The 15,906-nt window shown below is 39.3% G+C and carries 5 protein-coding genes; 3 read left to right on the forward strand and 2 right to left on the reverse strand.

The features are described 5' to 3' along the window. The first annotated feature begins 409 nt into the window (after window positions 1–409). The 3 genes from ACJJVW_RS08945 to ACJJVW_RS08955 all read left to right on the forward strand — a co-directional run bounded on the left by ACJJVW_RS08945 (window position 410) and on the right by ACJJVW_RS08955 (window position 13,261). The gene (locus tag ACJJVW_RS08945) at window positions 410–10,240 is read left to right on the forward strand and encodes a gliding motility-associated C-terminal domain-containing protein (RefSeq protein WP_405251381.1); all 9,831 of its coding nucleotides are present in this window, start codon (window positions 410–412) and stop codon (window positions 10,238–10,240) included. Between the two features lie 71 nt (window positions 10,241–10,311). After that, window positions 10,312–11,274 carry a type IX secretion system membrane protein PorP/SprF gene (locus tag ACJJVW_RS08950; RefSeq protein ID WP_405251383.1) on the forward strand — a complete coding sequence of 321 codons (963 nt, stop codon included), beginning with the start codon at window positions 10,312–10,314 and terminating at the stop codon, window positions 11,272–11,274. A gap of 37 nt (window positions 11,275–11,311) precedes the next feature. Beyond that, window positions 11,312–13,261, forward strand: coding sequence for an OmpA family protein (locus ACJJVW_RS08955; RefSeq protein ID WP_405251384.1), 1,950 nt, complete (start codon window positions 11,312–11,314; stop codon window positions 13,259–13,261). 122 nt (window positions 13,262–13,383) lie between these two features. Here ACJJVW_RS08955 and ACJJVW_RS08960 read toward each other — a convergent pair whose 3' ends face one another. Both ACJJVW_RS08960 and ACJJVW_RS08965 read right to left on the reverse strand, forming a co-directional pair. Then, window positions 13,384–14,661 carry an amidohydrolase family protein gene (locus ACJJVW_RS08960; protein ID WP_405251385.1) on the reverse strand — a complete coding sequence of 426 codons (1,278 nt, stop codon included), beginning with the start codon at window positions 14,659–14,661 and terminating at the stop codon, window positions 13,384–13,386. A 3-nt stretch (window positions 14,662–14,664) separates the two neighbouring features. After that, a complete protein-coding gene (locus ACJJVW_RS08965; protein WP_379952918.1) occupies window positions 14,665–15,798 on the reverse strand; it encodes a DegT/DnrJ/EryC1/StrS family aminotransferase in 1,134 nt (377 codons plus the stop codon). Between the last annotated feature and the right edge of the window lie 108 nt (window positions 15,799–15,906).

Genomic DNA, 15,906 nt, shown 5'->3' on the forward strand with positions numbered 1-15,906 from the left:
TACAATATTAATCAAAATAATCTCTAGTGTATTTTACTTAAAATGGCTTTTTTCGAGGCTTTTTGTGTAGGAATTATCGGATGAATAGTTTTTTTTTAAGTGTTAAAATATTCAAAATCCTGATTTTAAGTCGATTATATTTGTACTTGAAATTGCAATTCGTCGACATAAAGCTGCATTTCGTCGAAAAATACATGTAGAATATCTACTAATGGTTAAATTTAATCGATTAAGTGTCTATTTTTAGTGATATAGATGCTTTAAAATGCTAATTTTGATTATGCGATTAAAGTGAATCTACATTTAATTTTAATATCACATTAATTTAATGTGGGTACATGTCTAAAATCTGATGTTTGTTAAGGTTTCAGGTTGTGCTAAAAGTTCAATTAAGTTATAAATTAATTATATGGGAAAAATTACTATTCCTTCTGGACAGATTAAATTATCATCTTTCTTATCCAATAAGAGTGAGCTGGTAATGTCAATAAATAGCGCAAAAAGTGCTCTGGGTAAACTCGGAGTTTTTTCTGTGTTGTACGTGCTTTTAATAGGTTCTTCTCTGGCTGCACCAAGTGAAGTGGGTGAGCGCTGTAGCGATGAGCTAAAAGGAAGCTCTTTATTTGCGGATCCTGTTCTGGATCTTAATGGTTCGGTGCCAAGTTTTGATAAGAATGTCCAATTTAGGCCTACCCCAGCCTCTCTTAGTTCTTTAGTAACTGTGCCAACCTTAACAACAGACACAGGTACTATAATAGCTGCAACAATAAGCTTTGCAGGTACTGTTCAGGCGACAGAAAATTTATATAGTAACTATGGAGGTGTTAACAATTTTTTCCCTTTTAATGCAGCTGCAAATACTCAGAGTTTTGTTGTTAATGGAACGACAATTCAATTAACACAAAACTTTGTAGATTTTACTATTACAGAAATAGCGGGGAATCCAATACCAAATGCTGACTTTTTAGAATTTATTAATTCATTATTTTATTATAATAACACAAATACACCTACGCCAGGGGTACGTACAGCCACTTTTGAAGTTACAGATCCTAATTTAGCTACTGGCAGTGCACAGAGTGTAATTCGTGTTTTTGATACGGCTCCTGTAGCGGTTGATGAAGTTGATAGTGTAGATGCAGATGAGATTGCAACAATAAGTGGAAATGTATTAACTAATGACACAGGTATTAGTCTAACAGTTACTGAGGTTGATGTATATCCGGGGCAGGTGAATTCTCCTTACACAACGCTTTATGGCGAAATTACTATTCAATCAAACGGGACGTACATATATGATGTTGATGAGACAAATCCAGCTGTAGTTGGTCTTAAAAATGGTGAGTCTTTGGACGATATTATTTCATATACAATTAGTGATAATATCGATATAATAGATTATGGTATACTTACGATTACAATTGACGGTGTAGATGAAGCTCCAGATGCTCAAGATAACGCTGACAGTATTACAGTTGTCACAGAAACAGACGTAAGTGGCAACATTATTACAGATGAGGGTGTGAATGGCGTGGATGCCATTGATAGGGGGTTGAGTACGCTTGTTTGGGAAAATGAGTTTCCCACAGCTGGTCCCAACCCTATGTATTCGACTCCAGTAGATGGTCAGGCTAGAAATATTAATGCCGTTCAACTTGACTTTTTTTCAACAGATATAGATAATATTGGTATTCCTAATCAAAATCAAACAGTAGCGTTAACCGGGTCTAATGGTGGACACTTTGGGTATTTGAGATTTGGTATACAGGCTAGTACTAACCCTGTGAACGATACAGAGCTTCGTATCACTTTTGATGAGCCAGTGTTTAATTTAGGCTTCTTAATTGTTGATATCGATTTTTCGCAGGCACCAGTTTGGCAGGATCAAATGCAAATTAGTGGATCATTAGGTGGAGTGGCATCTGCATATAAGTTTGTTACGACAGGAGGTGTTGTGATTATTGGTGGTGATACTTTTTATGGAACAGGAAACGCAATAGAAAGTGATGCTACAGGAAATGTAAATGTTGTTTTTGAGGAGCCTATTGATGAGTTGGTTTTCAGTTATAATTATGGGCCTAATGTCACAAATAATCCTCCTGGAGGGCAAATTGCTGGAATATCAGATTTATATTGGCAAGGTAAGGCAGAAGATGTTGTGGTTATCGAGATAGATGGTGACCCTGTCGCGGTAGGTGGTTCAGTATTTGTAGGAACTTATGGAAGTATTCAAGTGTTTCCTGATGGAACATACACTTATACTCCAGATATAAATAATCCCGCAGTTGCTGGATTGTTAACAGGAGAGACATTAACAGAAGACTTTGCATACGTATTATCTGATGGCGTTAATTCTGATAATGCAAATTTGGTAATTACCTTAAATGGAGATAAAACTGCACCTACAATCACGATTGATACTCCTATTGAAGGAGATGGTATAGTTGATAGCAATGAAGATGATGATGTGACTATATCAGGAACTACCACAGATGTTGAAGATGGACAAATAGTTACAGTAACTTTTTCCGATGGAGTAAATATTGTAACAACAACAGCAACTGTAATAGGAGGAGTGTGGACTGCTACAGATGCTGATATATCTGGACTTAATAACGGATCAATCACTGTAACTGCAGATGTTACTGATTTTGGTGGTAATCCCGCTAATGATTTAGAGTCGATAGTGTTAGGAATCCCGCCAATAGCACAAAATGATGAAAGTTTAGCCAATACACCTGGGGCAACGGTAAGTATTGATCCAACTGCTGACAATGGTTTTGGAGTCGATGCAGATCCTGATGGCATCTTAGATGTAACTTCTGTAAGTTTAGTAGTTCCAGGAGGTTCAACAATGGTTCAGACGGATGGAGATGGAGACATTATTGGATATACAGTACCTGGTGAAGGAGTTTGGGAGGTTAATCCTGTGAATGGTGAGATTAGTTTTGCACCATTGGCTGGGTTTAATGATGATCCAACATCTCCAGCCATATATACAATTGATGATAATGCTGGTAATACTTCTAACCAAGCTACAGTAATAATTGATTATGTGCCTGTTGCAACTGCAGACGAGGTTTCTGGTATTATGCCAGGAGACCCTGCAGTGATTGATGTCTTAGCAAATGATGTAGATGGGGATCTTGTTGACCCAACGACGGTAATGATAATAGATCCTGCAAATCCAGGTGTTCCTGTGACAAGCTTAGTAGAGCCTGGAGTTGGTATTTGGAGTGTTGATCCAGTAAGTGGAGCAATTACCTTCACCCCTTGTAGTGCGGCAGGAGTTCCAGATGCTAGTTGTACAGGATTATTTGAAGGTAGTCCAATGGACATCTCTTATGTAGTATCTGATGATGAGGGTAACGCAACAACTCCTACAAAAGTAAGTGCAGCTTATGCTGTTCCACCAGTGGCTCAAAATGATGAGAGTTTAGCAAATACACCTGGTGCTACGGTGAGTATCGATCCAACCGCTGATAATGGTTTTGGAGTAGATGCAGATCCTGATGGAACTTTAGATGTAACGACTGTGAGCTTAGTAGTTCCAACTGGAGCTACGATGGTACAGACGGATGCAGATGGTGATATCATAGGATATACAGTACCTGGAGAAGGAGTTTGGGAAGTTAATCCTGTAAACGGTGAGATTAGTTTTGCACCAGAAGCTGGTTTTAATGATGATCCAACTTCTCCTGCTACATACACAATAGATGATAATGCTAGTAATACTTCTAACCAAGCTACAGTAACAATTGATTATGTACCTGTCGCAACTGCAGATGAGGTTTCGGGTGTTATGCCAGGAGACCCTGCAGTGATTGATGTATTGGCAAATGATATAGATGGTGATCTTGTAGATCCAACGACTGTTCAAATCGTGGGAACTGCCAACCCTGGTGATGATTTAGTAGAGCCTGGAGTTGGAGTTTGGAGTGTTGATCCAGTAAGTGGAGCCATTACATTTACTCCTTGTAGTGCAGCAGGAGTTCCAGATGCTAGTTGTATAGGATTGTTTGAAGGTAGCCCAATGGATATCTCTTATGTAGTATCTGATGATGAGGGTAACGCAACAACTCCTACTAAAGTAAGTGCAGCTTATGCTGTTCCACCAGTAGCTCAAAATGATGAGAGTTTAGCAAATACACCTGGTGCTACGGTGAGTATCGATCCAACCGCTGATAATGGTTTTGGAGTAGATGCCGATCCTGATGGAACTTTAGATGTAACGACTGTGAGCTTAGTAGTTCCGACTGGAGCTACGATGGTACAGACGGATGCAGATGGTGATATTATAGGATATACAGTACCTGGAGAAGGAGTTTGGGAAGTTAATCCTGTAACTGGTGAGATTAGTTTTGCACCATTGGCTGGTTTTAATGATGATCCAACAAGTCCTGCTAGTTATACGATAGATGATAATGATGGTAATCCATCAAATGTGGCTACGGTAACAATTGATTACGTTCCTGTTTCAACCTTAGATGAGAGTGCAGGTAATGACACTGGTCTTCCAGTAGTGGTAGATGTACTAGCAAACGATATTGATGGAGATGTAGTAGATCCAACCACGGTACAGATTGTAGGTACTACAAATCCTGGTGATGACTTAGTGGTTGTTGGTGAGGGTACTTGGAGTGTTGATCTAGTAAGTGGAGCCATTACGTTTACACCTTGTACGGTAGTTTTATTGCCTGATTGTCCTGAGATATTCACAGCAGACCCTACAGATATTGAGTATGTGGTTGCGGATGATGAAGGTAATGTTACAGACCCTGCTAGTGTAAGTGTGAGTTTTATTCCAGAGCCACCAGTTGCGATGGATGATGCGAGTAACAATAATATGACTGGAGATTCCGTGCTTATTGATGTTGCTGGAAATGATATGGATCCTGATGGTATTTTAGATTTGACGACTGTTCAAATCGTAGGTACTGCCAATCCTGGTGATGATTTAGTAGAGCCTGGCGTAGGAGTTTGGAGTGTTGATCCAGTAAGTGGAGCCATTACCTTCACCCCTTGTAGCGCAGCGGGAGTTCCTGATGCTAGTTGTGTTGGAGTATCTACACAAGATCCACAAGACATTAGCTATACAATAAACGATAATGATGGCAATGTATCTAATGCAGCTACGGTATCTGTGATGTATGATGCAGAGCCACCAGTGGCTCAAAATGATGAGAGTTTAGCAAATACACCTGGTGCTACGGTGAGTTTAGATCCAACCGCTGATAATGGTTTTGGAGTAGATGCCGATCCTGATGGAACTTTAGATGTAACGAGCGTGAGCTTAGTAGTTCCAGCAGGAGCAACGATGGAGGTGCTTGATGCAGATGGTGATATTATAGGATATACAGTACCTGGTGAAGGAGCTTGGGAAGTGAGTGAAACCACAGGTCAAATTAGCTTTATACCATTGGCTGGTTTTAATGATGATCCAACAAGTCCTGCTAGTTATACGATAGATGATAATGATGGTAATCCATCAAATGTGGCTACGGTAACAATTGATTACGTTCCTGTTTCAACCTTAGATGAGAGTGCAGGTAATGACACTGGTCTTCCAGTAGTGGTAGATGTACTAGCAAACGATGTTGATGGAGATGTAGTAGATCCAACCACGGTACAGATTGTAGGTACTGCAAATCCTGGTGATGACTTAGTGGTTGTTGGTGAGGGTACTTGGAGTGTTGATCCAGTAAGTGGAGCCATCACCTTTACTCCTTGTACGGTAGTTTTATTACCTGATTGTCCTGAGATATTCACAGCAGACCCTACAGATATTGAGTATGTGGTTGCGGATGATGAAGGTAATGTTACAGCTCCTGCAAGTGTAAGTGTGAGTTTCGTTCCAGAGCCACCAGTTGCAATGGATGATGCGAGTAACAATAATATGACTGGAGATTCCGTGCTTATTGATGTTGCTGGAAATGATATGGATCCTGATGGTACTTTAGATTTGACGACTGTTCAAATCGTAGGTACTGCCAATCCTGGTGATGATTTAGTAGAGCCTGGCGTAGGAGTTTGGAGTGTTGATCCAGTAAGTGGAGCGATTACCTTCACCCCTTGTAGTGCAGCGGGAGTTCCTGATGCTAGTTGTGTTGGAGTATCTACACAAGATCCACAAGACATTACTTATACAATAAACGATAATGATGGCAATGTATCTAATGCAGCTACGGTATCTGTGATGTATGATGCAGAGCCGCCAGTAGCTCAAAATGATGAGAGTTTAGCAAATACGCCTGGTGCAACGGTAAGTTTAGATCCAACGGCTGATAATGGTTTTGGAGTAGATGCCGATCCTGATGGCACTTTAGATGTAACGAGCGTGAGCTTAGTAGTTCCAGCAGGAGCAACGATGGAGGTGCTTGATGCAGATGGTGATATTATAGGATATACAGTACCTGGTGAAGGAGCTTGGGAAGTGAGTGAAACCACAGGTCAAATTAGCTTTATACCATTGGCTGGTTTTAATGATGATCCAACAAGTCCTGCTAGTTATACGATAGATGATAATGATGGTAATCCATCAAATGTGGCTACGGTAACAATTGATTACGTTCCTGTTTCAACCTTAGATGAGAGTGCAGGTAATGACACTGGTCTTCCAGTAGTGGTAGATGTACTAGCAAACGATATTGATGGAGATGTAGTAGATCCAACCACGGTACAGATTGTAGGTACTACAAATCCTGGTGATGACTTAGTGGTTGTTGGTGAGGGTACTTGGAGTGTTGATCTAGTAAGTGGAGCCATTACGTTTACACCTTGTACGGTAGTTTTATTGCCTGATTGTCCTGAGATATTCACAGCAGACCCTACAGATATTGAGTATGTGGTTGCGGATGATGAAGGTAATGTTACAGACCCTGCTAGTGTAAGTGTGAGTTTTATTCCAGAGCCACCAGTTGCGATGGATGATGCGAGTAACAATAATATGACTGGAGATTCCGTGCTTATTGATGTTGCTGGAAATGATATGGATCCTGATGGTATTTTAGATTTGACGACTGTTCAAATCGTAGGTACTGCCAATCCTGGTGATGATTTAGTAGAGCCTGGCGTAGGAGTTTGGAGTGTTGATCCAGTAAGTGGAGCCATTACCTTCACCCCTTGTAGCGCAGCGGGAGTTCCTGATGCTAGTTGTGTTGGAGTATCTACACAAGATCCACAAGACATTAGCTATACAATAAACGATAATGATGGCAATGTATCTAATGCAGCTACGGTATCTGTGATGTATGATGCAGAGCCACCAGTGGCTCAAAATGATGAGAGTTTAGCAAATACGCCTGGTGCAACGGTAAGTTTAGATCCAACGGCTGATAATGGTTTTGGAGTAGATGCCGATCCTGATGGCACTTTAGATGTAACGAGCGTGAGTTTAGTAGTTCCAGTTGGAGCCCTAGATGTTGCTATTGATGCTAATGGAGACGTAACTGGTTACACAGTACCAGGAGAAGGTTCTTGGCAGGTGAATCCAATTACTGGAACAATAAGCTTTATTCCATTAGCTGGATTTAATGAGGATCCAACTTCGCCTGCTAGTTATACGATAGACGATAATGATGGTAACCCATCAAATATAGCTACCGTAACGGTGGATTACGTTCCTGTTGCAACTGCCGATGTAAGTGCAGATAATACAACTGGTCTTCCAGTAGTGATAGATGTACTTGCAAATGATGTTAATGGGGATGTTGTAGATCCATCGACGGTACAGATTGTTGGTACAACAAATCCTGGTGATGACCTAGTTGAACCTGGAGTAGGAGTTTGGAGTGTAGATCCAGTAACGGGTGCAATTACTTTTACACCTTGTACTGCTGCGGGTATTCCAGATGCTACTTGTACAGGATTATCTGTAGAAGATCCAGCACCTATCGCTTATACAATAATGGATAATGATGGGAATATAAGTGATCCAACAGAGGTTTCTGTTTCTTTTGACGAATGTAATGGACAAGGACTTGGAGATTGTGATGGTGATGGTGTTTCAAATGATGATGAAGTAAATGGTGGTACTGATCCTAACGATCCTTGTTCTTATAATGCTATGGATCAAGATTTAACTATCGTTACTAGTGAATGGAATAGTATTGATTGTGATATGGATGGTCTTACTAATAATGAAGAGACTACGGGAATCGATGATCCTTCAACTCCAAATGATCCAAATGGTAATACAACAGATCCACAAAATCCTGATACGGATGGTGATGGTGTAACAGATGGTGATGAAGCTGGAGATATGACAGATCCTAATGATCCTTGTGCTCTTGAGATAGCTAGTCAGACAGTTACTCCTACCATGGCATGGAATGATCTTGATTGTGATATGGATGGGTTAAATAACGGTGAGGAACTTACTGGAATAGATGATCCAACAACTCCTGGAGATCCAAATGGTAATATTACAGATCCATTAGATATTGACAGTGATGGTGATGGAGTAACAGATGGTCAAGAAGCGCTTGATGGTACAGACCCTAATGATAACTGTAGTTTAGTAGTAGCAAATCAGACAGAAACGACTGATGCTGCTTATAACAGTGCAGATTGTGATATGGATGGTCTTACTAACAATGAGGAGACTACAGGAATCGATGATCCTTCAACTCCAAATGATCCAAATGGTAATACAACAGATCCACAAAATCCAGACACGGATGGTGATGGTGTAACAGATGGTGATGAAGCTGGAGATATGACAGATCCTAATGATCCTTGTGCTCTTGAGATAGCTAGTCAGACAGTTACTCCTACCATGGCATGGAATGATCTTGATTGTGATATGGATGGGTTAAATAACGGTGAGGAACTTACTGGAATAGATGATCCAACAACTCCTGGAGATCCAAATGGTAATATTACAGATCCATTAGATATTGACAGTGATGGTGATGGAGTAACAGATGGTCAAGAAGCGCTTGATGGTACAGACCCTAATGATAACTGTAGTTTAGTAGTAGCAAATCAGACAGAAACGACTGATGCTGCTTATAACAGTGCAGATTGTGATATGGATGGTCTTACTAACAATGAGGAGACTACAGGAATCGATGATCCTTCAACTCCAAATGATCCAAATGGTAACACAACAGATCCACAAAATCCAGACACGGATGGTGACGGTGTAACAGATGGTGATGAAGCTGGAGATATGACAGATCCTAATGATCCTTGTGATTTACAGGTAAGTAGTCAATCTGTAGATCCTTCTCAGATGTGGAATGATCTTGATTGTGACCTTGATGGATTAACTAATGCAGAAGAAATCACTGGAACAGATGATCCTGATACTCCTGCAGATCCTAATGGTAATACAACAGATCCTACTAACCCAGATACAGATGGTGACGGAGTATCTGATGGTGATGAAGCAGAAGATGGTACAGATCCTAACAGTCCATGTGATTTCTTAATAGATAGTGTTACACTACCTATGGATACTGATTTTGCTAGCCTTGATTGTGATGGCGATGGTGTAACTAACGCAGACGAAATAGCAGATGGTACAGATCCATTTGATGTTTGTGATTTAGTAGCAGATAGCCAGACTGTAACAACAACAGCAGAGTTTAACAATGCAGATTGTGATAATGATGGGTTAACTAATGAGGAGGAGATTACTGGAATAGATAATCCGCTTACTCCTTCAGATCCTAACGGTAACACTACAGATCCTACTAATCCTGATACAGATGGTGACGGAGTTTCTGATGGTAGAGAGGGATTAGATGGTACAAACCCTAATAACTCTTGTAGTTTAGAAGTAAGTAGCCAGACACTCGCTGCTAGTCAAGAATTCCTTGATGGAGATTGTGACGGTGATGGTATTCTAAACGGTGAAGAACTAGGTGATGAGAATGATAATGGTATTCCAGATTTCCTAGAAGTAAATAATGGAAATCCAGATGCAACAGACGGATTAGAAGTATTTGATATTATGACTCCTAATGGAGATGGTCTTAACGATGTCTTTGTAATAAGAGGTATCGAGCAGTATCCTAATAATAAGTTACGTATCTATAACAGATGGGGAGTGCTTGTTTGGGATGCAGACGGATATGGACAAGATAACGTCTTCTTCAGAGGAGAGTCTAATGGACGTGTAGTTGTAGATCAAGACAGGTTATTACCTGTAGGTACTTATTACTACGTACTTGACTATACAAACGATGCTGGTTCACTCAAGCAACTAGCAGGACCATTATATATTAATAGATAATAAAACAATAATATTTGGTACGCTTTCGCGAAAGCAAAAAAAGATAGTGTACCAAATTTAAATACACACCTATGAAAAGAACATACATCGCCATAGTAGCCCTGGCAGTAGTCGTTTTAGGTCTTACAACTGAAACTGCAGTAGCACAACAAGATGCTCAGTACACGCAGTACATGTATAATACATTAAGTATAAACCCAGCCTATGCCGGCGCAAGGGGAGGTCTAAGTGTATTAGGATTACATCGCAGTCAGTGGGTAGGTTTAGATGGAGCTCCTAGAACGCAAACGGTTTCCATACATTCTCCAGTAGGAGAGTCAAAACGTGTAGGACTAGGTTTAAATATTACTAATGATGAAATATTTATAAGTAATGAGACTTACATAGATGTAGATTTTAGCTATACGATACCTACCAGTGATGAGGGAAAGCTAGCTTTTGGGTTAAAAGGGGGTGTGCATTTACTTGATATTAATTACAGCGAGGCAAACCCATTTCAAAATGGGGACAATCTAGCTACGGCTCAAAATAATATTGACAACAAGTTTTCCCCACAAATAGGACTTGGTATGTTTTACTATACTGATAAATATTACTTAGGGTTAAGTGCTCCTAATTTATTGCGCACAGAGCATTTTGATGCTAGTGACAACTCAAATAGTACAAACTCTACATTTCTAGCTCGCGAAAGAATCAATTACTACTTAACTACTGGATATGTATTTGACATCACTCAAGACTTTAAGTTTAAACCAGCAGGACTTGTAAAAGCTGTTCAAGGAGCACCACTGCAAGTGGACGTAACGGCAAATGCATTGCTTTACGATAAACTTACTCTCGGACTAGCTTACAGATGGAGTGCAGCACTTAGTGGTCTCGTAGGTTTCCAGCTTACAGATAGCTTAATGATTGGATTTGCTTATGATAGAGAGACCACAGAGCTACAACAGTTTAATAATGGTAGTTATGAAGTTTTCTTAAGATTTGAGGTATTTAAACAGCCTAAAAAACTTATATCTCCACGTTTCTTTTAATTCTTAAATAGTAGAAGATTATTTAAAACACATATTTATGAAACAAATATTCCACTATATAATTCTTTTATCCTTCATTTTTGGTGGTGCCGCTGGGTATGCTCAAGAAGGTAAGGTTAAAGTTGCAGGAGAACAATTTGAAGATCTTGCATATGTAAATGCACGTGATTTATACTTAAGAGTTGCGAATAGAGGGTTTACCTCTCCAGAAGTTTTTTCAAAGCTAGGAGACTCTTATTACTTTACAGCAGACTATGCAGATGCAGTGCAATGGTATGAGAAGTTAGTTACTACAGGAGAAGAAGTATCTCCTGAATATTATTTTAGATATGCACAGTCGCTTAAGAGTATTAAGAAATACGATAAAGCAGATAAAATGATGGCTGTATTCGTACAAATGAGCGGGACAGATACTCGAGGGGAAATGTTTGAAAAAGAACGTGATTACCTTAAGGAAATAGAAGCACAGTCTGGACGTTATGCTATAGAGCAAGTTAATTTTAATACAGAGTTACAAGATTTTAGTCCAAGTTTCCTTGGTGAAAGAGTTGTGATTTCTTCAAACAGAAAGAGCAGTACTGGTGACTACATTCACGATTGGAATAATCAGCCATTCTTAGATCTATATGTAGTTGATAATGCAAAAAGTGATAATCCTACCATTGAAAAATTTTCAAAAAACATAAATACTCCTTATCATGAGAGTAGCTCTGTCTTTACAGAAAGTGGAGATGAGATGTATTTTACTCGTAATAATTATAGTAAAAAAACCAAACTCAAAAGAGATGAAGCAGGAACTACCAAGTTAAAGCTATATTATAGCTATAAGCGAGGTGGTGTCTGGAGTATTCCAGAAGAGCTTCCTTTTAATAGTGATGAGTACTCTACAGCGCATCCTGCATTGAGTCCTGACGGTACGATATTATATTTTGCGTCAGATATGCCAGGTACAAAAGGATTAAGTGATATATGGATGTCTACTATAAACGAAGATGGTACTTATGGAACACCTATAAATCTAGGAAGCGAGATTAACACAGAAGGAAGAGAAACCTTCCCTTTTGTGAGTAGCGACAACAAATTGTTTTATGCGACAGATGGCCACATAGGTCTTGGAGGATTAGATGTGTTTGTTACTCAACTAAGTGATGATGGTAAAGTAGGAGCTTCATATAATATAGGAAAGCCTGTAAATAGTAGTGCAGATGATTTTGGACTTATATTAAGTGAATCTAGAGGGACTGGATATTTTTCATCAAGCCGAGCATCTGGTTTGGGTAACGATGATATTTATAGCTTTACAAGAGATAGAAAGATCTTGACTAATTGCGCTCAGAATATCGTAGGTACTACTAGAGATGTAAAGACAGATGAAATACTTCCTCAAACTACGGTAACATTAAGAGATAAGGTGAACCAGGTTGTGGCAACGGTAATAAGTGATGACCTTGGAAAATTTACTTTTAGTGATGTACATTGTAGTGAAACTTATGTGGTACGAGGTGCAAAGGATAATTATGAGCCATACGAAGTTATTTTAACGACAAGTAGTGATGTAGGTGGTATTATAAATCGTGATGTTTATTTGAAGCCAGGAGCTCAACTTGTTATAGGAGGAGATCTTTCTGATATACTAGAACTTAATCCAATTTATTTTGATTTTGATAAATCGAATATACGTCCAGATGCTGCACTTGAACTAGAGAAGGTGATTGCGGTAATGCAACAGTATCCTACGTTGAAAATTGACGTTAGATCACATACAGATAGTCGTGCGCCAGATGCTTATAACATGAAGCTCTCTCAACGTAGAAATGTATCTACCATACGTTATATTGTGCAGCAAGGAGGTATTGAAGCTTCTAGGCTTACGGGTCGTGGCTATGGTGAAACGCAGCTTACAAATGCTTGTGCAAACGGCATAGAATGCACAGAAGAAGAGCATCAGCTAAATAGAAGATCAGAATTTATTATAATGGCAAAGTAACATCCATTTATAACTTATAAAAAAACCTCGCTCATATACTGAACGAGGTTTTTTTATGGGCAATGTCGAGCTTCTTAAACCCTTAAGAAAAATGTGCGTCAATTGATATAACTTAGGTTTATTTACTGCTTATATACAATACCGTTCTTCATGACAAATGAAACACGCTCTGTTGTTGTGATGTCTAGTGTAGGGTCATTATCTGTTGCAACAATGTCTGCAAGATACCCAGCAGCAATTACACCTAGTTGTCCTTCCATATCTAATAGCTTTCCGTTAGTAATGGTAGCAGATTGAATATCAAACATAGGTGACCACCCATATTCTGTCATGTAGCGAAACTCTTTTGCATTCTCTCCATGAGGAAATACTCCGGCATCTGTTCCAAAAGCTATGTTTACTCCAGATTGTGCAACCATGGTAAATGTCTTTTTAAGTGTAGCATCTACTTTTTCAATCTTAGGAATAATAATGTCTGGATAGTATCCTTTTACTTTTGCCTTAGCTGCAACATATTTTCCTGCAGATAGTGTAGGCACTAGATAGGTTCCATGTTGTTTCATGAGTTTTACGGTTTCTTCATCCATAAAGGAGCCGTGTTCTATAGTTTTTACACCAGCTTTGATAGCGCGTAGCATACCTTCTTTTCCGTGGGCATGCGCAGCGACGTGCATTCCGTATTCTTTGGCGGTGCGCACAATTTCATCTACCTCCTCTTGGCGAAACTGTGGATTATCTCCATTCTTACTCACACTAAGTACTCCACCAGTTGCAGTAATCTTTATTAAGTCGGCGCCATTTTTATAGCGTTGTCTTACTGCTTTTCTAGCATCATCTAAACTATTAATAACTCCTTCGGCTGGACCAGGATCACCCATATTAACCTTTTTAAAGCCATTTGTGGGATCTGCATGACCTCCAGTTGTTCCTATGGCCTTTTCGGCAGTAAAGATGCGTGGACCTCTCGTTGTGCCGTTATTTATAGCATTTCTTAAAGATACATTTACACCGCTTCCTCCTAAATCTCGTACAGTAGTAAATCCTGCCATGAGTGTTCTTTCTGCAATTTCGGCAGCAGTAAAAGCTACGTCTGCTTCATTTTTAGTAAAGGTTTCCAGATATTGTTTCGGATTGGTCTCACTCTCGACGTGCACGTGCATGTCTATAAAGCCAGGCATTACTGTCTTTGACTTAAGATCAATGATGGTCTGGCCACTTTTCGCGGAAGCGTAACCTTTCTCAACTTTTATAATGCTATTGCCTAAAATGGTTACTGTTTGTTCGGTTAAAACTTTTCCATTATTAGTGTCAATCAGTTTCCCGCAATGGAGAAGCGTTTCTTGACCTGATAGCACAAAACTTGTAAATATGACAAGTAGTAGAGAGAGGCAGTATTTCATAGCTTACTTGTTTACAAAATCAATGACAGTTTTAGTTATAAATGCAATCTGATCATCTTCTAGTTCTGTGTGCATAGGTAAGGAGATACAATCCTTCACAATGGCATTGGTTACTGGGAAGTCTGCCTCATTATAGCGAGTATCTTTATACGCTTTCTGGCTATGTAATGGTATTGGGTAGTACACTCCACAAGGGATGCCGTTTTCATTAAGGTGCTTTACTAGCGCATCACGATCAGTATCTTTTACTCTCAATGTGTATTGGTGAAATACATGGCAATCACAGCTGTCACAAATAAATGGAGTTATAATTTTAGGATCATTTGTAAAAGCGGCATTGTATTTACGTGCAGCATTTTGCCTAGCTTTATTATAGCTATCTAAGTGAGGCAGTTTTGCTCTAAGTACTGCAGCTTGGATGGAATCTAGTCTACTATTAACTCCTACAACATCATGATGATAGCGTTCGTACATTCCGTGATTTACAATTCCTCTAATCATATGAGCTAGATCATCATCATTTGTGAAAATAGCACCACCATCACCGTAACATCCTAGATTTTTAGATGGAAAGAAAGAAGTTGTACCTACGTGTCCTATACCACCAGTTTTAACTTTCTGTCCGTCACGACCAGTAAATGTAGATCCTATTCCTTGTGCATTATCCTCTATTACATAAAGATTATGCTCCTTAGCAAGATCCATAATGGCATCCATATTTGCTGCCATTCCAAAAAGATGCACAGGTACTATCGCCTTTGTTTTAGGGGTGATTGCTTTTTTTATGGCTTCAATGTCGATGTTAAAGTTTACAGGGTCAACATCTACTAGTACAGGTGTAAGTTTTAAAAGCGCAATAACTTCTACAGTAGCTGCAAATGTAAAATCTGCAGTAATAACCTCATCACCTTGCTCTAGTCCTAAGCCCATCATAGCAATTTGTAAGGCGTCTGTTCCGTTTGCACAAGGAATTACATGTTTCACACCCAGATATTCCTCTAATTCACTTTGAAAACTACGCACTTCTGGGCCGTTTATAAAAGCAGTTGTTGCTATAACTTCTGCAATTGAACTGTCTACGCGATCTTTTATCTGTGCATATTGGCCTTGAAGATCGACCATTTGTATATTTTTCATCTGATATGGCTTAAAGGCGAATGGCCTCTTATTAGAATTGTTGTTAATAAAATAGAGATAAATTTCCTTAAACGAAATTACAAAAACTACAACCGCTTAACAATTTAT

The organism is Dokdonia sp. Asnod3-C12 (assembly GCF_045063975.1).
Lineage (GTDB): Bacteria > Bacteroidota > Bacteroidia > Flavobacteriales > Flavobacteriaceae > Dokdonia.